The organism is Rheinheimera sp. F8, from assembly GCF_001518915.1.
Genome location: NZ_CP013656.1, coordinates 620,643 through 641,272 on the forward strand (window position 1 = coordinate 620,643; position 20,630 = coordinate 641,272).

The 20,630-nt window shown below is 54.1% G+C and carries 17 protein-coding genes; 10 read left to right on the plus strand and 7 right to left on the minus strand.

The annotated features are described in order from the left end of the window. The first annotated feature begins 196 nt into the window (after nucleotides 1-196). The 7 genes from ATY27_RS02855 (at nucleotide 197) to ATY27_RS02885 (ending at nucleotide 9,912) form a co-directional block, all read left to right on the plus strand. The gene (locus tag ATY27_RS02855; protein ID WP_208932654.1) at nucleotides 197-3,394 is read left to right on the plus strand and encodes a TonB-dependent receptor; all 3,198 of its coding nucleotides are present in this window, start codon (nucleotides 197-199) and stop codon (nucleotides 3,392-3,394) included. A gap of 133 nt (nucleotides 3,395-3,527) precedes the next feature. Further along, nucleotides 3,528-5,126 (plus strand): tryptophan halogenase family protein, encoded by a 1,599-nt coding sequence (locus tag ATY27_RS02860; RefSeq protein WP_208932655.1) that lies wholly within the window; start codon nucleotides 3,528-3,530, stop codon nucleotides 5,124-5,126. 18 nt (nucleotides 5,127-5,144) lie between these two features. Beyond that, nucleotides 5,145-5,873, plus strand: coding sequence for a SapC family protein (locus ATY27_RS02865; protein WP_208932656.1), 729 nt, complete (start codon nucleotides 5,145-5,147; stop codon nucleotides 5,871-5,873). Nucleotides 5,874-5,877: 4 nt separating this feature from the next. Beyond that, the gene (locus ATY27_RS02870) at nucleotides 5,878-6,582 is read left to right on the plus strand and encodes a DUF6445 family protein (protein WP_208932657.1); all 705 of its coding nucleotides are present in this window, start codon (nucleotides 5,878-5,880) and stop codon (nucleotides 6,580-6,582) included. Nucleotides 6,583-6,715: 133 nt separating this feature from the next. Then, nucleotides 6,716-7,291 (plus strand): RNA polymerase sigma factor, encoded by a 576-nt coding sequence (locus ATY27_RS02875; RefSeq protein WP_208932658.1) that lies wholly within the window; start codon nucleotides 6,716-6,718, stop codon nucleotides 7,289-7,291. Then, complete coding sequence (locus tag ATY27_RS02880) at nucleotides 7,284-8,372, plus strand: FecR domain-containing protein (RefSeq protein WP_208932659.1); 1,089 nt, start codon at nucleotides 7,284-7,286, stop codon at nucleotides 8,370-8,372. Before ATY27_RS02875 ends, ATY27_RS02880 begins: the two co-directional genes overlap by 8 nt. Before the next feature lie 100 nt (nucleotides 8,373-8,472). Then, nucleotides 8,473-9,912, plus strand: a complete 1,440-nt coding sequence (locus tag ATY27_RS02885; RefSeq protein WP_208932660.1) for a sugar porter family MFS transporter — start codon at nucleotides 8,473-8,475, stop codon at nucleotides 9,910-9,912. Between the two features lie 24 nt (nucleotides 9,913-9,936). On the opposite strand, the gene ATY27_RS02890 is transcribed toward ATY27_RS02885, so the two are convergent. Further along, nucleotides 9,937-11,061: an MbnH family di-heme enzyme gene (locus ATY27_RS02890; RefSeq protein WP_244151397.1), complete on the minus strand. Its 1,125-nt coding sequence runs from the start codon at nucleotides 11,059-11,061 to the stop codon at nucleotides 9,937-9,939. 35 nt (nucleotides 11,062-11,096) lie between these two features. Next, complete coding sequence (locus ATY27_RS02895) at nucleotides 11,097-11,846, minus strand: MbnP family copper-binding protein (protein ID WP_208932662.1); 750 nt, start codon at nucleotides 11,844-11,846, stop codon at nucleotides 11,097-11,099. An 87-nt stretch (nucleotides 11,847-11,933) separates the two neighbouring features. Here ATY27_RS02895 and ATY27_RS02900 point away from each other — a divergent pair, with 87 nt between their 5' ends. Together ATY27_RS02900 and ATY27_RS02905 are read left to right on the plus strand one after the other, a co-directional pair. After that, the gene (locus tag ATY27_RS02900) at nucleotides 11,934-14,636 is read left to right on the plus strand and encodes a choice-of-anchor B family protein (protein ID WP_208932663.1); all 2,703 of its coding nucleotides are present in this window, start codon (nucleotides 11,934-11,936) and stop codon (nucleotides 14,634-14,636) included. Nucleotides 14,637-14,759: 123 nt separating this feature from the next. Continuing rightward, complete coding sequence (locus ATY27_RS02905; RefSeq protein ID WP_244151398.1) at nucleotides 14,760-15,635, plus strand: DMT family transporter; 876 nt, start codon at nucleotides 14,760-14,762, stop codon at nucleotides 15,633-15,635. A 59-nt stretch (nucleotides 15,636-15,694) separates the two neighbouring features. Here ATY27_RS02905 and ATY27_RS02910 read toward each other — a convergent pair whose 3' ends face one another. The 5 genes from ATY27_RS02910 to ATY27_RS02930 form a co-directional block, all read right to left on the minus strand. Continuing rightward, nucleotides 15,695-16,780, minus strand: a complete 1,086-nt coding sequence (locus ATY27_RS02910) for an acyltransferase (RefSeq protein WP_208932664.1) — start codon at nucleotides 16,778-16,780, stop codon at nucleotides 15,695-15,697. Then, the gene (locus ATY27_RS02915) at nucleotides 16,777-17,457 is read right to left on the minus strand and encodes a glutathione S-transferase family protein (protein WP_208932665.1); all 681 of its coding nucleotides are present in this window, start codon (nucleotides 17,455-17,457) and stop codon (nucleotides 16,777-16,779) included. Before ATY27_RS02915 ends, ATY27_RS02910 begins: the two co-directional genes overlap by 4 nt. 71 nt (nucleotides 17,458-17,528) lie before the next feature. After that, nucleotides 17,529-18,272, minus strand: coding sequence for a transporter substrate-binding domain-containing protein (locus ATY27_RS02920; RefSeq protein ID WP_208932666.1), 744 nt, complete (start codon nucleotides 18,270-18,272; stop codon nucleotides 17,529-17,531). 80 nt (nucleotides 18,273-18,352) lie between these two features. Then, nucleotides 18,353-18,859, minus strand: a complete 507-nt coding sequence (locus ATY27_RS02925) for a DUF2059 domain-containing protein (protein ID WP_208932667.1) — start codon at nucleotides 18,857-18,859, stop codon at nucleotides 18,353-18,355. 69 nt (nucleotides 18,860-18,928) lie between these two features. Next, on the minus strand, nucleotides 18,929-19,813 hold the full coding sequence (locus ATY27_RS02930; RefSeq protein WP_208932668.1) for a LysR family transcriptional regulator: 885 nt from the start codon (nucleotides 19,811-19,813) through the stop codon (nucleotides 18,929-18,931). Between the two features lie 154 nt (nucleotides 19,814-19,967). Between ATY27_RS02930 and ATY27_RS02935 the strand changes: the two genes are divergently transcribed. After that, nucleotides 19,968-20,621, plus strand: coding sequence for an NAD(P)H-binding protein (locus ATY27_RS02935; protein ID WP_208932669.1), 654 nt, complete (start codon nucleotides 19,968-19,970; stop codon nucleotides 20,619-20,621). Nucleotides 20,622-20,630 lie beyond the last annotated feature (9 nt).

Genomic DNA, 20,630 nt, shown 5'->3' on the forward strand with positions numbered 1-20,630 from the left:
AAGCCTGATTGTCAGTGCAGCATGCAAATCAACCTGACCTTGCATCCATAAAAAAGCACACAATAAAAACATAATAAAAACAAAAAGATCGACTTGGACCGGGGAGAGGACACACCAATTGTTTCACAGCTTGTTTAAAAGGATATGGCGGAAAATTCGCGCTCTGTCGTCTTGGTTCTCTGCATGGCGTAAGCACATGCGGGGGGGATATCGACGCACGCGACGGCCTTTGTTGTCATTGTTGCTGGTCTGCAACTTATCTGCTGCAGCGCTGGCCGATGAAAAGCCGTCTGAGATTGCTTTCAATATTCCGGAACAAAGAGCCGATCTCTCGCTAATCAGTTTTGCTGAACAGGCTGACATTACCTTGCTGTTTCCCATCGACAAGATGGCAGGCAAAGTGACCAATCCGCTCCGTGGTCAGTACAACCTCGACGAAGCCCTGCGCATTCTGTTGCAGGGGACCGGTTTGAAGCCGGTGATTAGCGAAAGTGGGCAGGTATCTATTTTGATAGATCCGACTTTCGAGAGTAATGACGACATGGCGAATTATAAGAAAAACAAAGTGGCAACAGCAGTGATGGCAGTGGTCAGCACAATGGCGGTATCACCGGCTTTTGCCGTACAGGACAAAGAAGAGACAAAAACAGAAGTCATTGAAGTGCGCGGCATCCGTGGTGCACTTGGCCGGGCGATGGATTCCAAACGCGAAGCTGGCGGTGTGGTCGATTCCATTTCCGCGGAAGACATTGGTAAGTTCCCGGATACTAACCTGGCAGAATCGCTGCAGCGCATCACCGGCGTGTCGATTGACCGTTCCGGTGGCGAAGGCCAGCTGATCACCGTACGTGGTTTTGGCCCGGAATTTAATACAGTGCTGGTCAATGGCCGGCAAATGGCGTCGGAAAACCAAAGCCGCGCTTTTAGTTTTGACACTATTGCGGCGGAATTAGTCCGTAGCCTTGATGTGCATAAAACCTCCACGGCAACGCAGCAATCCGGTGGTATTGGTTCGACCGTCAACGTCAATACCGCGCGGCCTTTTGCCATCGGTGGTTTTAAAGTCGCCGGCAGTATCAAAGGCGTCTACGAAGAAAACAGCGAAAAAACCTCGCCACAGGTCTCTGGCCTGATCAGCGATACCTTTTTAGACGGCTCGGTTGGTGCTTTGCTGGCCGTGTCGCATCAGCAGCGCGACACGCGGCTGAATCAGGCGCAAATTGACGGCTGGCTGGAAAACGTTGGCGTGCCAAATCCGGTCACGCAAAGCGGTGCAGCTTACAGCGGCAATATTTTTTCACCGCGTAACTACGACCATAAAGTCACTTTTGAAGAGCGTAGCCGCACCAACGCCAATCTGGTGTTGCAGTACGCACCGGCCGACAATCTGGAACTGACCGCAGATGCGCTTTATTCCGATTTTGACGTCGAAGCCGATACCACCTCATACGGCCATTGGTTTACCGCGCCGAATATCACTGGGTTTGGCGGCGCCAAAGGGCCGGTTGTCGATGCGAACGGCACTGTAGTTGACCTGTATCAGGAAGTGGGTCTGGCTACCGACATGCACGCGAAGAAGTTTGACCGCCTGACCGACACGCTGTCGATTGGCCTGAATGCCGATTGGGACGTTAGCAACAATCTGAATATGAAATTCGATTTCAGCCATTCCAGCGCTGAGCGTGAACCGAACAATGGCCGCGGGGATCAGCTGTCCTTGATTGGTTATGCCAACCGCGTCCGTTTCCAGCTTGACGACAACATCCTGCCTTACGCCAGCGAATTTGCCGGCGCGAATCCGAACATCTACAGCGGTCAGCAGGAACTAAACGGCACGGCTTACCAACCGGGTGTAAAACCGGATGGCGTGTCGAATCATCTGGATCCGAAAAACAGCCGGGCCCACGTGATGTTGCGCCGCGGCTGGGCGGTGGAAGATGATCTGAATCAGCTGCGCTGGGACAGCGTTTGGAATGAAGATGCCGCCAGCGGTTTAACCAAAGTGAAATTTGGCGCTATGTATTCGACCGAAACCAAGAGCCTGGAGCGTTGGGATAACGAAGGCGTTGGCATTCACTGTACGTTCTGTGGTTATCCGGATGTGCCGAATATGGCCGGATTCCCGCAATATGTCTTTAATGCCGGCAGCGATTTCTTAAGCGGCGTCAGCGGCAGTGGCCGGATGCCAACCTCCTGGCTGGCGCATGACGGTGAAGCCAACTTCGCTTTCCTCGAACAATATGCGGCTTCAATCGGCAAGCCGATTAGCTTTGATGCGGTTAAACGCAACAAGTCGTTTGAAGTGGGTGAGGATACGGCGTCTTTGTATCTGGAACTGGATTTTGAAGGCACGTTAGCCGGTATGCCGTTAACCAGCACTGCCGGTGTGCGTTATGAGCGTACCAGTGTCGATGTGGACGGTACCGATGCGCCGGTCAGCGGTCTGCGTATCCTCGATGAAACCGAGATGCTGGCACAGTTCGGCGCTGCCCAGCCGATCAAAGAAAGCTCAAGCTACGAAGCCATTCTGCCAAACTTCAGCGTCAAACTGGATATCTCTGACGACCTGGTCGGCCGCTTTGCTGCGTCTCAAACTTTGACCCGGCCAACGCTGGAAAGCATGTCACCAGTCACGGTGATTGGCACCACCCGGCAAGGCGGTGACTTAACTTCCACTTCGGGTAACCCGGAACTGCAACCGTTCAGCGCGACTAACCTCGACCTGTCGTTGGAATGGTATTACAGCGATGCCAGTTATTTATCGGGCGGTTATTTCCGCAAAAACGTGTCGAACTTCATCATCAACATCACTGAAGACAAAACCTTCACGCTGGCAAATGGCGGCTTGCTGACCGATCCGTCGACCGGCACCAATTCAGGCGCGCCGGACAGTGCCGACAGCACGGCAGTCTTTAGCAACACGCTGCCAAGTAACGGCGAATCGGCGATTGTCGACGGTTTTGAACTGGCGCTGCAACATACCTTTGAGTCGGGTTTTGGCGTGATGGCGAACGCCACACTGGTCGACAGTAATGCCGAACTGGATCCGGCGGACATCAATCAGGTGTTTGCGTTAACCGGTCTCAGTGATTCCTACAACCTGGTGGCGTTTTATGAACAAGGCCCGTTGCAGGCACGTATCGCGTACAACTGGCGTGATGCTTTTGTGCAGTCGCTGACTCAAAGCAACGGCGACGGTGTGGTCATTGTTGAAGACTATGCGCAGATTGACGCCAGTGCCAGCTATGACATCACGCCGGATTTGGCCGTTGTCATTGAAGGCATCAACCTGACCAATGAATACGTGCACAAACGCGGTCGTTTTGCTAACCAGCTGCTGTTGATTGAAGACAGCGGCCGGCGTGTCGCCTTTGGGGTGCGTGGTTCGTTCTAATCGCGATTATTGTGTAATTTGTACTTAGTTGATACGCAGTCACTGCCGATCCCGGGGCTGTGACTGTGCTCTTTGCGGAGTCAGCGCATGCTTGGCTGACTCCTTTTTTGCGATGCAAAGCAGGAAGTCCCTCATGCAATCTCAGCCTCAACATAAAAACAACAACACGGCAGAGCAACCGATCCAGACTGTCGTGATCGTCGGCGGAGGCAATGCCGGTTGGCTGACCGCCGGCCGCATTGCGGCCAAACATAATTGTCAGGCCGGTGCGATCAGAGTGGTTTTGATCGAATCACCGGGTGTACCGCCGATTGGTGTCGGCGAAGGCACCTGGCCAACGATGCGCAGCACATTGCTGGCACTTGGCATCAGTGAAACCGAATTTATCCGTGAATGTGACGCCACTTTTAAACAAGGCGCCAAATTTGCCCGTTGGGTCAATGGCGCGACTGATGATTTCTATTATCATCCGCTGGTGCTGCCGCAGGGTTTTGGCAAAGCGGATATGGCGGCTTATTGGCTGCAGGGCAAAACCGCCACAGATTTGGCCGGCCCGCTCAGTTCCTTTTCGAACGACTTATGTTATCAGGAAGCCATTTGTGAGCAGGGGCTGGCGCCGAAAACTATCCGGCATGCCGAATATGCTGCCGTCGCCAATTATGCCTATCACCTCGATTCCGGCAAGTTTGGCTTGTTCTTGCAGCGCCACTGTATCGAAAAACTGGGCGTGGAACATATTCAGGATGATGTGATCGCCGTGCAAAGCGCTGACAACGGGGATATCGCTGCCGTCCAGACTCAGAACCATGGCCCGATCGCCGGTGATTTATTTGTCGATTGCACCGGCTTTAAATCGCTGTTGCTGGGCGAGCATTATCAGGTGCCGTTTAAGCGCTGTGACGATGTGCTGTTTATCGATACGGCGCTCGCCGTGCAGGTGCCTTACGACAGTCCCGATGCGCCGATCGCTTCGCATACCATTTCGACCGCGCAGGATTGCGGCTGGATTTGGGATATCGGTCTGCAGCACCGCAGGGGTGTGGGGTATGTCTATGCCAGCCGCTATTGCAGCGAACAACAGGCACGTGACACTTTAGCGGCTTATGTCGGGCCAAAAATCGCGGAACTTGCGGTGCGCAAGATCCCGATTGTCAGTGGTCATCGCCAGCACTTCTGGCAGAACAACTGTGTTGCGGTCGGCTTGTCGGCCGGTTTTCTCGAACCGCTGGAAGCCTCGGCACTGGTGCTGGTGGAATTGTCGGCCCAGATGATTGCGGAACAGCTGCCTGCCACCCGCGGTGTGATGGACATCGTGGCGCGGCGTTTTAACGAAACCTTTTTGTACCGCTGGGACAAAATCATCGATTTTCTGAAGCTGCATTACATTCTGAGTCAGCGCACTGACAGCGCCTTCTGGCGTGACAATCGCGACCCGGCGACTATTCCGCAAAGCCTAAAGGATCTGATGCAGCTGTGGGCGCACCGGGCGCCGGGCGATTTGGATTTCACCAGCAATAATGAGGTGTTCCCGGCCGCCAGTTATCAGTATGTGTTGTATGGCATGGGGTTTCGCAGTGATACCAGCCGCCTGCGCCATCAGCTGACTAACTGGGATTTTGCCACAGCGCAGTTGCAGCAAAACCGCAAAATGATCGATCAGGCGCTGACGTTGTTACCGACGCACCGCGAGCTTATCAACAAAATTCGTCAGTATGGTTTTCAAACCATCTGAGTAGCAGGAAAGCAAGTCATGGCTCATTTAGTTGCAATAGAACCGGCCCGGCATCAACAGCTGTGTGTGTTACCTGAGCAGGTGGATATTCATGCCGCCGGGCAGAATCTGATCCCGGTGGTGCCAGCCGAGCTGACCCATGTCGCCACGCAGTTGCCGCTGGTGCTGGCGAAAAGTGGTGAGACCGGTCAGTTTGTGCTGGCGGCATTAACCGGCTTTGCGGCGAACGAAAATTTACTGCTGCAGCAAGGCCGCTGGTTGGGTTTGTATCTGCCGCTGCAAATCCAGCGTCAGCCGTTTTTTGTTGGCAAGGCGACGCCGGATACCGACGATTATGTGGTCTGTATAGATATGGAGAGTCCAGCCACCGGTCAGAACCAGTCATTACCGGCGGGCGCCGAGCCGTTGTTTTTAGCCGATGGCAGCGAGACCGAGTTCTACCGGCAGGCGAAACAGCGGTTGGTGCAGTTACTGCAAGGCGAGCAACAACGCGATGCGCTGATTGAGGTGTTGCTGCAATGCCAGTTGTTACAGCCGATGTCGCTTGATATCACTTTTGCCGACCAAAGCACGACCCGGCTGAACGGTCTCTACACCATTGATGCTGACAAGCTGGCGGCGCTGACGCCGGAGCAGGTGGTGCAGTTGCATCAACAGGGCCATTTGGCGGCGATCTACGCCATTCTCGGTTCAGCGGCACAAATCTACGGCTTAATCGCGCGTAAAAATCAGCAGTTGGCTGGGTAAACGAATGCAGTCCGAAGCACAGCTAAAACTAAAGCCCAGCGTCCATTGTCAGCTGATTGGCACTGAGCAGACGCCGTTATTGGTGATAGACCATTTATTTCCGGCCTGTGACTGGTTATGGCAGCAGGCACAGCACGGCGTTTATCAGGCCGATCCGGCCAATTTTTATCCGGGCGTGCGGGCGCCGACACCGCAGTCGTATCAGGATGCGCTGCAAAACCTGTTGCCCCTGCTGCAGCAAGTGTATGCGCCACAGGCGCAGCATCTGCGAGTGCTCAGTTCGGCGTTTTCGCTGGCCTGTAAACCTGCTGAGCAGCTGAAGCCTATTCAAATGTTGCCGCATTTTGATACGGTGGAACCGCATCAGCTGGCGATGGTGCATTATTTGTGTGATGCCAGGCAGGGCGGTACGGCCTTTTATCGCCATCGTTATAGTGGGTTTGAGCGGATCAGCGCCGAACGGCTGCAGAGTTATGGCCCGGTGTTAAAACAACAAGCCATGGCAGCCCGGCTGCATGAAGCACCGCGTTATATGCACGGCAGTTCTGCGTTGTTTCAGCAAATCGGTGAGGTTGAAGCCTGTTTTAACCGGGCGGTGATTTATCCGGGTAACCTGTTACATTCAGGAAATATCAGGGAGTTGGCTGCTTCCGCCGCCGATCCGGCGCAGGGCCGGCTGACCATCAGTAGTTTTTTGCAGTTATTTTAAAAATATTTACGGTCGCACTGGCGGATTTTCCCCGGCTGTTTCGTCTGTAGCTGATAAGCAGATTCGTTGCATAGAACAACAACTGCAAATTTTGGCCTGATAACCAATAAAAAAACAGAAAAAACGGGGAAAAATGTCAAACGATTCATTGTTTTACAAGATCTATCTGGCATCGCGGCGTGGCATTTACCGCGCGGTGTCCAGAATAGTGCCGCCGCACGAAATCGAAGATATCGTGCAGGAAACTTATGTGCGGATTTGCCAGATTGAAGATAAAACGCAAATCAGCTCACCGAAATCTTTTATGTTTACCGTGGCGCGCAATCTGGCGCTGGATTACCACAAACAGGCCAATGTACGCCATGTGGACCACGTTGAAGATGCTGAACTGCTGGACCAGCTATTATCAGACAACTGCCGGGATGAAGTGTATGACCAGGTCTTGTCGGGCAGCGAGTTTGGCCATTTTTGTGAAGCGGTACGGCAACTGCCGTTGCAGTGCCGCAAAGTATTTGTGCTGAAAAAGGTCTATGGCTATTCGCAGCGGGAAATTGCCGCCAATTTACGGATCAGTGAAAGCACAGTTGAAAAACATATCGCCACCGGCTTAAAAAGTTGCACGCTGTTTATGCGTAAAGCAACGGGTGGCGAAACCGGACAGGGCCAGCAACACGCGAAGCGACAATCAAGAGGAGGATCCTATGAGTAATATTCACCAGATCCATCTGCAGTCGAAACGCCAGCAATCAGTGCTGGAGGCGCAGCGTCTGGAACAGGCCTGTGAATGGATCGCCCGGATTGACCGGGAACTGCAAACTGAAGAAAAGCAGGCGTTACAGCAATGGCTGGCCGCGTCTGCGTTAAACCAGCAAACGCTGTTTGAAGTCGCCAAGTTATGGGACAAAATGGATGCACTAAGTCGGTTATCGGCGCTGTTTCCGGCGGTAGAGCCGAAAATCAGCCAACAACGCCGGCCACTGACGGGTCTGGCGATGGCGGCTTCGGCGGCTGCTGTACTGCTGCTCGGGGCTTTGTTCTATCGGGGGGACCTGAATCAGCTCAGCACAGCACCGGCATCCGCCGTGGTGGCGATGGAGGCGACTTATCAGACGCGCGTTGGTGAAAACAATACCATTGAATTACCCGACCACAGCAAGCTGGTGCTGAATACCAATAGTTTTGTTGTGGTGCGTTACAGCGCCGGCGCCCGGGTCATCGAGCTGCAACGCGGTGAAATCAATATCGATGTCGCGCATGATACGTCACGGCCACTCAGTGTCATTGCCGGAGGCAAGATCATTCAGGCGGTCGGTACGGCGTTTAACGTTGATTTACGCCAGGATCATGTTGAACTGATTGTCACTGACGGCAAAGTATTGGTCGGCAGCAATGCCGGTGTCGACATACCTACGCCGCAGGCACTGGCAAAACGGTTGCCACAAACCGCTTTGGCCATTTCCAAAGGAGAGCGGGTTGATTTGGACCCTCGTGGCAAAGCGCGCGAACAGGTGCAGAAAATCGACGCGGTGGAACTGGCTGCCAGTTTGTCGTGGCGCTCCGGCAACCTGATTTTCCGCGGTGAAAACCTGCAGGATGCATTGGCCGAAATCAGCCGCTATACCGATATTCAGTTTGAGCTGGCCGATGATGCCAAGCTGAAAACTATCCATGTCGCCGGTATGTTTAAAACGGGTGATGTGAATGGGCTACTGGAGATCTTCCGCAGTAATTTTAACATCAGCCATGAGCGGCTGAGTCGTGACAAAATTCTGCTGAAATACGCTGGTTAAACCGCAAACGTGAACAAACCCTGATACCGGACTGTCGGAAGGCAGTCTGGTATCAGCCTCCACACCGCTGTCTTCAATCGCTTGATAAGGAACCTACCCGATGACGTTATCCGTCACTGGCGCGCCGTCGCGCCCGATTGTTGTGCCCCCTGCCAGTTCCGGCGGCACGCTGCTGTATATCACTTTTATCTCCGCCGTAGCCGCAATTGGCGGTTTCCTGTTTGGTTTTGACTCTGGCGTGATCAACGGCACAGTCACCGCACTCAGCAAAGCCTTTCAGTCGGATGCGGTCGCCACCGGTTTTAACGTGGCGTCGGTGTTATTAGGCTGTGCGCTGGGCGCTTTATTGGCAGGGCCGGCGGCGGATCGATATGGCCGTAAACCGGTGATGCTGATCACGGCGCTGGTATTCGCCATCAGCGCCTGGGGTTCAGGCGATGCCAATAGCGCGACCGCGTTTATCTGGTACCGGTTATTAGGCGGGCTTGGCATTGGCGCGGCGTCGGTGCTGGCGCCGGCCTATATCTCTGAAGTGGCACCACCGGCCTACCGGGGGCGGTTGGCGACTTTGCAGCAACTGGCGATAGTACTGGGCCTGTTTGCCGCTTTTGTCAGCAATTATCTGATCGCCGCCAGCGCCGGTAGTGCTGAAGCACTGTTCTGGCTCGGATTGCCGGCCTGGCGCTGGATGTTCTGGATGGAGTTATTACCGTCGTTGTTGTTTTTACTTGGCGTGTTTTTTATTCCGGAATCGCCGCGTTATCTGGTGGCGCAAGGCCGGCTGCTGCAGGCGCAACAAGTATTCAGCCGGATTTGTCCGGGCAGCGAAGCGACGCAAATCGCTATGGTGCAGCATTCATTGGCTGGTGAAACCAAACCGGGTCTGGCTGATTTTCTTATCGCCGGTAGCCGCAAGCTGCAGCCGGTAATTTGGGTTGGCATTGCTTTATCGGTGTTTCAGCAATTCGTCGGCATTAATGTGGTGTTTTATTACGGTGCGGAATTATGGCAGGCCGCCGGTTTTGATGAGTCTCAATCTTTATTTATCAATGTGTTAGCCGGCACTACCAATATAGTTTCCACTTTTGTCGCCATTGCACTGATTGATAAAGTCGGCCGCCGGCCTTTGTTGCTGGTGGGTAGTCTTGGCATGTTTATCAGTCTGGCTGTACTGACGATTATCTTTGGTACCGCCGGCCTCGATGCGGCCGGGAAGCTGCAACTGACCGACCAAACCGGGTTGCTGGCACTGATCACGGCCAATCTGTTTGTGGTGTTTTTTGGCATCAGCTGGGGGCCGGTGGTTTGGGTTTTACTTGGCGAAATGTTTAATAACCGCATTCGTGGTGCGGCACTGGCCGTGGCGGCGAGTGCGCAGTGGCTGGCGAACTTTGCGATTACGATGACGTTCCCAATCTTATTGGGCTCGGTGGGCCTCGCCGGGGCTTATGGTTTTTATGCGTTATCGGCGCTGATTAGTCTGTTTTTTGTCATGCGTTTTGTCCGCGAAACACGTGGCAAGCAACTCGAAGAGATGTAACGCAGTGGCAGGGTCAGGCCGGCGTCAGGGTTGGGACCTGGAGCCTGCCGCTGGTGATGCCGGCCAAGGGTCGGCATACGCCGGATTGCTGATAAAGTGCGGGTCGGTCAGGCTGTGTAAAAAGGCCAACACAGCGGCGCGTTCTTCTGCGGTTAAATCAAAACCTTTAACAAAATTACTTTTGGCCGGATGTAAACGGCCATCGCCTTGCCATGGCCCTAGTGTGGTGTTGCGCCCACCTTGCTGATACAAATCCAGCACTTGCTCCAGTGTCGCAACACTGCCGTCGTGCATATAAGGTGCAGTCAAAGCGATGTTGCGCAGCGTCGGCGCACGAAAGCGGCCATCATCGCTCTGTTGCATGGTCAGTTCAGCCAGACCACGGTCTTTATCCGGATAACCCTGCCCTGCCACCTGCTGGCGGCCGGTGAAATATAAGCCGGTGTTGTGAAAAGGCCGCCGGTCCAGCGGCTGCTTTTCATGGCTGGTGGACTGGGTGAAGTTAAAACCGCCGTGACAATGATGACACTCCAGCCGTTCCGAGAAAAACAGATTCATGCCGTTGATTTGCTGCGGCGTTAAGGCGCTGTCATCACCCTGATAGGCATAACGGTCAAAGGGCGCCTGCAAGGACACCAGACTGCGGACAAAGCTGGCTAAAGCCTGGGTGACGCGCTGAAAATCGACTGTTTCATCACCAAAAGCGGCTTCGAACAAAGCCGGATAAGGTTCACGTTGTAGCTGCTGCAGCACTTGTGGTTGATGGCCGCTGATGCCGAGTTCTATCGGCTGATCGCCAAACATTGGGATCAGCAGCTGCTGCTCTATCTGTTGCAGGTCCGGATGCGCCCAGGTCAGCGTTTTGTTATAGGCCACGTTGACCAAAGCTAAGGCATTGCGCCGGTGACGCTCGCCGGTGCTGCCTGCTGAAACGGCCTGAGGTTCAGCAAAGGCAAAGGCCTGTTGATGGCAACTGGCACAACTTTGCTGACCGTTACCGGATAGGGCTTTGTCATAAAATAAATAGCGGCCCAGTTCAGCTTTGGCGGCGGACATCGGATTGTCTGCCGGTACTGCCGGTTTGGGAAAGCCCTCAGGCAATGACCACTGATATGGCTGTGGCGCCGGCGTGCAGCTGCTCAGCAGCATCAGCAAGGCTGCGCATTGCATCAACCTAAACAGTCTTAGCGTAATTGCCATAAGCCTGCCACTGCGCTGCTGCCAACACCAAGCCGCGGCAGTAACTGCCGGCAACTCTTGGTCTGCGGGTCTGACATACAGGAATTCTCCCCGTTTGCCCCAAAATCCTGCAGCAACGGTGCGAGGTCAAGGACCAACTGCTGCTGCCCGCTATACTGCAAGTTGACCTGCACCAGATTGGGCTGCTGGCAAGGGGTGGTTGGAGCACGCATGACGCTGGGGCCGCTGCAGCCGGTCGAACCCAGATGCAGCGACCAGTTGGCGGCGCCGGTTAAATCCAGCCGCAGGAATTTATAGCCGTGTTGCCAGCTCCAGTGCATGTCGGTTTGTTGCAGTGGCGCTTGTGCCTGCAACGGGTTTTGATGATTCAGGGAGGCCGGCACCCCCAACGTGAAGCGGATCGGACCTGGCGTTAAGGCTGTTGCCAGCGGAATTTGCCACTGACCGGCATCATTGCTCTGGCAGTCGATGCCGAGTAATACCAGCTGGTCATTGCTATAAGGGCCGGGCGTCAGCGCGATGGGCTTAGTCTGGCTGAAATCGCTTAAAAACAGCTGTAACTGCGCCAGCTGAAAAGTCTGGCCGTTCAGCGTCAGGTTGGAATCACAGCGCAGCGGCTGTCCTTGCCACTGCAGCTGTAATTGCAGTGGTGCCGGGCGTTGCGGTTGGCAACCGGCAAGGAAGCACAGCAGAAAAACTGCACAATAATTAATAATTTGTTTACTGTTTTGCATTTTCGTATTTATATATAGCTTTGCTGTCACAGTAACAAAACCTTGGTAAAACGCAACGCTTTTACCCGTTTGGCCGGAGTAAGAACCATGTCGCATCGTCTCACTTTTTGCCCGTTTAAGTTCAGTCAGTTTACCTTGGCTGCCAGTTTGCTATTCAGCGCAGCGGCCTTCAGCCATGCTGAACATGACCGCGCCCGTTTTGTCGCGCCAACCGGCAAGGATGCAGGGCGTTGTGACAGCCCGGTACGGGCCTGTCAGACCATCAGCTATGCCGTGCAGCAAGCCAGTAAAGGCGACCGGGTGTTAGTGGCTGAAGGTCGTTACGCCATTCAGGATGCCGACGATTTATTTTATCTGACCAGCAAATTAGTGCCGGTGCTTGGCGGTTATAACAAATTTGACCATTTTCTCGACCAGGCGCCCGGCATCAATAACACTATTCTGACTGGCGTACCGGAAGCTTATATCGGCCAGCTGCAACTGCAGGGCTTTGTGGTGGTCAATGACGGCTTTTCGCAGCGATTTGCCGACAGCGCTGCACTGGAACAGACGCAGCAACAATTGCAGCAAAGTCAGGGACCGACGCCTTGTGTCGATGGTAAAGCTGGTATTTATCCGTGTAAAAACATTGATTTAGTCAGCCATGTCGCGTTGGCGGATATTAGCCTGAAACCAGGCGCCGCCAATGATATCTGGGGCCATACTGACCTGAATACCGGCACTGAATACGCCATTATTGGCCTGGATAATGGCACCGCCGTGTTTAGCCTGGCTGATCCGGCGGCACCAAAGGAAGTCGGTGCTATTGCCGGCAGCCGCACGTCCTGGCGTGATATCAAAGTGCTGCAGTTTTACGACAACAGCCTGGCGCGCTGGCGGGCTTATGCTTATGTCAGTTCGGAGGGGTCGGACAATGTTCAGATCCTGGATTTAAATCAGTTACCGGGCTCGGTACGTTTGGTGGCTGCCGACAAAGCCGTCACTTCAGCACATAACGTCTATATCAGCCATGTCGATTACACCACCAATTCCGCTTTGGATGGTTTGGAACCAACGTTACACATCGTTGGCCAAAAAGCCGTCGGCGGTGCTTTTACCACTTATGGCCTGAAAAATCCGGAAGCGCTAACGCCGTATTATCTGCATAGCAATGGCCTGCGCAGCGACTACACCCACGATGCGGCATCGATGGTGGTCGACGACAACCGCGCGCAGCAGGGCTGTCAGCGCAACAGCTGTACTGTGTTGATGGACTTTAACGAACAATCGGTGCGGTTATGGGATATCACCACCCTGACCGGGGCTGGTGCACTGGCAGATTTAACTTATCCGCAAGCGAGCTATGTGCACTCCGGCTGGTGGAGTGAAGACAAACGTTTTGTGTTTATTCACGATGAACTGGACGAGCGTGACCACGGCCTCAATACCACAGTGCGGGTGATGAATGTCGACAACCTGAAACAACCGGTGATTGTCAAAGAATGGACCGGGCCGACCGGCGCTATCGACCACAATGGTTATACCCGCGGCAACCGTTATTACATTTCGAATTATCAGCGTGGTACCACAATTCTGGATATCACCAACCCGGCCAATCCGGTTGAAGCCGGCTTTTTTGATTCGTTCCCATCCAGCGACAACGCAGCGTTTAATGGCGTGTGGGGCACTTATCCATACTTGCCCTCAGGCCTGGTGATCTCCGCAGATATTAACAGTGGCTTGTTTGTGCTGCGTGATCAGACCAAACAAAGCGCCGCCGGTCAGGTTAGCTTTGCCGCTGCCGCCAGCAGTCTGAAAGCCGGTGAAGCGGCCGTACTCAAGGTACGCCGGCCGGCCGGCAGCGGCGCTGTCAGTGTCGGCTGGGAGACGTTAAATGGCTTTGGCATCAGTCAGACCACACAGCTTGGCAAAGGCCGGCTCAGTTGGGCGGCCGACGATCATGCCGACAAGGAGATCCTTGTCGCCGGCAATACCCAGTGGGCGGCGCATGCCAGTTATTTTGTGCGTTTATTTGACCCGCAAAACGGTCTGACGTTGGGGGCGCCGTCTTATCATCAGGTGACGGTCGGCAGCGCTGCAGCACAACAAGGTGCGGCGGGTTTTCAGCTCAGCACAGTGACGCTGGAAGAAAATGGTGGCCCGGTCAGCGTGAAAATTGGCCGCTTTGCCGGTAGCAGTGGCGCGCTGACTGTCAGTTATCAACTCAAAGACGACAGTGCCAAAGCCGGTATGGACATTCAGCAAAGCAGCGGCGAACTGAGCTGGGCCGATGGTGATACAGCGGATAAATCGATCACACTGACGCCGATTGATGACAGCCTGCTGGAAAACGAAGAGCAGCTGACTTTGCAATTAAGCGGCACTGTCGTTACCGATCGCGCCAGCTTGCTGGTGAAAATTCGCGACAACGAACAAAACCGTAAGCCGGAAGTGAAAGTTGGCTTCCCAACCGAAGTGAATGCCGGCGCGCAGGTCACATTAAAAGCGGAAGGGACAGATCCGGATGGCGATGCGCTGACTTACAGCTGGACTCAGGTCAGTGGCGATAGTGTGACCCTGAGCAATGCGACGACCGACAGTGCCAGCTTTATTGCGCCCAATCGCGATGCTGATCTGCAATTCAGCGTCAGCGTGATGGATAGTCGCGGTTTGGGCACTGTGGTGACCTTTTCGGTTAAAGTGAAAGGTACTGTCACCACGACGCCGGTGAATACCAGCAGTTCTGGTGGTTCCGGCGGGGCGCTGGGTTTTGCCGTGTTGTTACTGGCGTTGTTCAGACGCCGCAGTTAACCCTTCCATCAAAGCGCCGGTCGCTCAGCTGCTTTTTTCGCGGACTGAGCGCGCCGGGCGATAGCGCTTAATGTCTACAGATAACCACTGTGATACGCTTGCGTTTTTTGCCGGAGTATCGCTTTGTCTCATTCTACGCAACCGCAGGACCATCCAATTAAAGGCATTCTGGCCATGTTACTGGCGGTGCTGATGTTTTCCGGCATGGACGCGGCGATGAAAACGCTGACCGAACACTACAGCGCCATGCAAATCACCTTTTTCCGCGCCGCCTGTGCCTGGCCTTTTATTGTGGTTTGGCTCGCCACCACAGGCCGGCTACAGCATTTGTTGCAGGCGCGCTGGTCATTGCATCTGCTGCGCGCCGTGCTGGGCATTGTGATGCTGGCGTCTTTTATCCATGCGGTCAGTTTGTTGTCGCTGGCAGACACTTACAGCATTTTCTTTGCTGCGCCGCTGATCATCACGTTGCTGTCGGTCTGGTGGCTGAAAGACAAGGTCAACAGCCGGCAGTGGGTGGCAATTGTGGTGGGCCTGGCGGCAGTGATTTATATGTTAAAGCCATCTGGTGACGGGCTGTTGAGCCTCGGCGCGCTGATGGCGCTGCTGTCGGCCTTGTGTTACGCCATTTCGGCGATCACGGTGCGGGTGCTGGCAAAATCGGATTATGCCGGCAATATGGTGTTCTGGTTGATGACGATGATTGGCATCGGCGCCGGTTTGCTGGCGCTGCCAGACTGGCAGCCGCTGCAATGGGCGCTGTGGCCGTATTTTCTGGCGATTGGCATCACCGGCGCTATCGGCCAGGTGTTTATTACTGAAGCGTTCCGGCTGGCACCGCCTTCGGTGATTGCACCTTTTGAATACACTGCGCTGGTGTGGGGTTTAGGCTTTGATATCGTGCTGTGGCAAGTCTGGCCCACCGCCAGCATGATGCTGGGGGCGGCGGTGATTATGCTCAGTGGCTTGTATCTGATTTGGCAGCAACAGCGCAGTTAAGTAAGACGCGACGGAGTCTTGGCGCTTAACAAAACTCCGCTCTCCCGGACTACACAAACTTAACGTTGCCACACCCGCGTCAGCTGACGACCCAGCCAATTGCGCTGCGCGGCTCTGGCCGATTCAATTTGCCGGCTGATGAGCCAGATCACCGTGGGGACCAACAATACGGCCGCCACAATTGCGGCTGCAAGCTGTTCTGTCGCCGGAAATACCGCTTTCACCAGATATAACAATGGCATATGCAACAGGTACAGCGAAAAGGTATGGGCTGATATTTCCCTGATCCAGCGCTGCACCCGGGCTGATAAATTAAAGTCGACGGATTTGCAGATGTTGTTCGCACACAAAATGTGGAGAACGATGCACAGCGTTAAAAAATAATCGGTGAAAAAATGTTGTGCAGTTTCCAGCAGCAAACCTTGTTGCAGCCATTGGCCGGTAATATTTGCCGTCAGGTTGAAGCTGTGCTCCCATCCATCGGTTGACCCTATCGCAATAGCGACCACCGATAAACCATATCCGGTCACGGCGACAGGCAGGCTCAATTGCAACCGGTCTTTCATCCGGAAGCACCAGACGCCGGCCAGCCAGACTGGCAAATACAACAAAATACTGAATCCCATCAACAGCAGAATTGGCAACAGATAGCACCAGCGACGCCAACCAGTCATGTAAAACACCACGCCAAAGAACAGGTAATACAATACTTCGTATCCCATTGACCAATAAGGCATATCGATGAGGATACGCGTCGGGATCCAGCTTTGATTGGTGAATGTCAGGGCGCTGAACAGGGTTTGCGGCAGGCTGGAGAACGAAGGTTGCAGATCGGCAATACTGGCCGGGTTGTAGGCCTGAATAAAGGCATAGATCATGAAAGTCAGCAGAATGGCCGGCACGGCCACTGAATAAATTCGCACCGTTCTGTTGATGACATAGTCAAAGGCCGATTCTTGTTTTTCTGTGCAGACAAAGGCGATGACAAAACCAGACAGGACAAAAAAGAACACCACGGCCTCATGGCCAAAACCCGCCAGCTGCCAGAAATAACCGTCAACAAAGTGCGGCAAGTGTGACAAAAATACCAGGGCTGCTGCGGTAAACCGAAATATGTCCAGATACAGCGATAGCTGCCTGTTCATAATCGCAAGTCTGCGGTTAAAACTCCATGTCGTAGTGGCCCTGCTTCGTGCGACGCTTCGCGGTACGGATCGGCCAATGCAGCTTGTTGCCAGACCAACATGCCTGGTAACTGCAGCAACCGGTCGACATAAGCCTGGGCCGCAGCGGGTAATGGCAAGCCGTAACTTTGCACCCGAAATGCCACTGGCGCGAAAAACGCATCGACAGCGCTAAAAGCACTACCGGCCAGAAATGGGCCACCAAATTGCTGTAATCCTTGTTGCCACAATTCGCTGATCCGATCTAAATCGGCTTGTAGCGCCGGGCTGATCTGGTGCAGTTTTACCCGGATACCCACGCTCATCGGGCAGGTACCGCGTAAGGTACTGAAGCCGGCGTGCATTTCACTGGCGGCACACCGCGCAAAGGCGCGCGCTTTGCTGTCCGCCGGCCAGACGCCCGGGTGCCGCTCGGCCAGATATTCGATAATCGCCAGCGATTCCCAAATCACCTGACCGTCATGATGCAGACACGGCACTTTGCCGTTCGGTGCAAAACCGCGGAATTTCAGCTGATTGTCCGGGCCGTCAAAGCGGCTTTGTTGCTCAGTAAATGCGATACCAAGTTCGGTCAGCAACAACCAAGGACGCAGGCTCCAGGATGAATAGTTTTTGTCGGCGATAAAGAGTTGATACATGGTTTGATCCTGCGCAGGCTGATACAGCCGATTAACATACGCTGCGGGCATGACGGATTCAAGCCCACCACTCAGCGTGGTGGCGGGGATGAAGGCGGTGGTAGCTGTAACAGCGGATAGCTCTGATAAAAACGCTGCAATTCGCCGCTTTTCTCCAGCTGTTGGATCCGCTGATCCCACAACTGTTTTAACTGCCGGCCTTTATCGGACGGACTGAAACCGGCATACACCGGCACTGTGGCCAGCCATTGTTGCTGCAAACCGGATTTTTGCAGTTGCTGTTGTAATTCTGGCGTGGCCAGATCGCCACGCTCGGCCAGATAAACATCAATCCGGCCGGCCACTAACAATTGAATGGCGTGCGCCGGACTGTCTACTTCATAGCCCTGATTACTGATCTTCAGCACCGCGCCGTAATTGTATGATTTTTCCCAGCCCAGATGCAGAGACGACAGCCGGGGTGTAGTCAGGTCGGTCAGGTGTAGCCGGGTGGGCTGAAATACTGCCAACAGTGTATCCGCATCATAAGGCCGACTGGATGATTCCAGCGCAAAGGCCTGAATATCCGCCTCGGTCAGGCCAAAAGATAAATCCGCCTGGCCACGTTGCACGGCGAGCCAGGCCCGGCCCAGATGATTATGCCGGATCACCAGCGGATAGTCCGCTGCCGGTAATACCAACCTGGCCAGCGCAAAATAAGCGCCAGAGCCGTCGGCATTGGTAAAGCCGGGCCACAAACTGGTTTCAATAATCACCGGATGGGCAGACAAACAACTGCTCAGGCAGAGCAGCAGGACGCTGCAAATATGTTTCATGGCTGGCTCCGGCAGCGCAGAGGGAGCAATGAAACAAGCCTAGTTCAGTGTGCCGTGAATGACCACGGCCGCTTTACCAATTATTGCTGAGTCGTTTTTTGTTGTGCCGCTTTGCGCGCAGCGGATTGTTTTTCAGTTAATGCTTTTATTTTCGGCATCAGAGTTTGCATCTGCTGCTGCATCATCACCATGGTGCCCTGCATCAGCTCCGGCTGGCGCTTCAGCATTTTCTGACCGGCGGCCGACTGATAAAACTCAATAATGTCCTGCAGTTCCGCGTCACTGAATACATTGCCATACAAGGCGATAAGAGGCTCTTCCATCTTGTCCCATGACAGCTCCGCACGGACCAGTGCATTCATTTCCTGCATATCCTGTTGGACTTGTGGATCTTTGGTGATATCAAGGCCACTGCTGGCCAACATCTGTGCTGTCATCTGATCCATGTTTTGATAGGCCTGATCCATCATGTTGGCAGCTTCAGTGACCTGCAGGAACTTTTCAATGGTGGCGCGGGTGGCGGGTTCTGCCTGTACCTGCAGACTGAATAACAGGGCTGCGGCACAGCTGAATAATTTCATACGCATTCGACTTTCCCTTATCGGTTGGTTGCAGCTGTTACTTTGCTGGAAGCTTAACAAATTTGCAACTATCGATCAGCGTTGCAGCCGCTGTTGTAACAGTTCGACAAAACGCCGCACTTTTAACGGTCGGTGCGGGCCAGGCGGATAGACTGCATAGATGCCGCCGGCAGGTAAATGCCAGTCCGGCAGCAAGTGCACCAACTGCCCGGTTGCGATCAGTGGTTGCGCCGTGTAATCCGTTAAAATACCCAATCCGGCATGGTTTAATAACAACGCCTGAATACTGGCGGTTGAACTGACAGTAAAGCGGCTGTGAAACTGCAGCTCGGCCAGCTGGTCGGCCTTGCGCATGGACCAGTGCAATGGGGTGCGTAACTGATTAAACGCAATCAGTGAATGGGAGCTGAGATCTTCCGGTTGCTTTATCGGCGCGTGCTGCGCCAGATATTGTGGTGTGGCCACCAGCCACTGATCAAAGTTACCCAGTTTGTGCGCTTTTAAACTGGAATCGCGCAGCCAGCCGCCGCGGATCGCCAAATCTATGCCTTCGCGGACTAAATCCCGCACCTGATCGCTGCTACGCAGTTCAATCTGCAGTGCCGGATGTTGCTGGCTGAATTCCAGCAGTACCGGTAACAGAATCTGATTGGCATAATCTTCCGGTGCAGTCAGGACCAGCTTGCCACTTAAGGCGGTGTCAGGGTGCTGCAGCTGCTGTAATTCAAGTTGCAGCTGATCAAATAACGGCAAACATTGCGCCACCAGTTGCTCGCCGGCTGCGGTCAGACTGACCTGCCGTGTAGTGCGGCGAAACAACGCCACACCAAGCTGTTGTTCCAGCGTTTTGATTTGTAAACTGATTTTGGTTTTGGTACAGCCCAGGCGTTCGGCCGCTGCGGTGAAACTGCCACTATGGGCCAACGCCTGCACCAGTTGCAGACTGTTTAAATCCAGCATCTGTGATCCTGCCATGTGATTGTTTTGATAATCATGACAGTGAATTGCAGATTGAGCTATTTTTCATCATTAATCAACTGCCGATAATAGCGTCCATCACGGTGAGCACCAGCGGGTGCCAGCCAAACTCAGTCGCAATTATCGGAGTGGAATCATGCAAATCGTCATTATTGGTGCCAGTGGATTTATCGGCAGTGCGTTAACTGCAGAAGCATTACAGCGCGGTCATCAGGTTCGGGCCTTGGTGCGGGATACCAGCAAACTGGCCGCGTTACAGCAGCAATATCCGCAGCAACTTGAAGTGGTGAGTGTCGACGTGCTGGACAGCCAGGCGCTGCTGCCTTGGTTGCAGCAGCAACCTTTAGTGATCAGCGCGTTCAGTGGTCATAGTGATGCCGACGTGTCCGGCTACTACCAGCGTGGTTTCGCCAGCATACTGCAGGCCGTCAAACAAAGTGCAGTGGAGCGCTTTCTGTTGGTCGGTGGCGCGGCATCTTTGCAATTGCCGGATGGCAGCAAGTTGCTGGACAGCCCGAACTTTCCGGCGGCCTATCGTGGTACAGCAGAAGGCGCTTATGCCGCTTTACAACAATTGCGCAGCGAAACCGGATTGGCCTGGAGTTATTTATCACCGGCGGCCGAAATTTTTCCAGGCGCTGCCAGCGGTCAGTTCCGTCTGGGTGGCGACATGCTGCTGACCGATACAGAAGGCCACAGCCGGATCTCTACCGGTGACTATGCGGTGGCGATGCTGAATGAAGCCGAGCAGCCGGCGCACACCGGTCGGCGCTTTAGTGTGGCGTATTAAGTTCGGGCA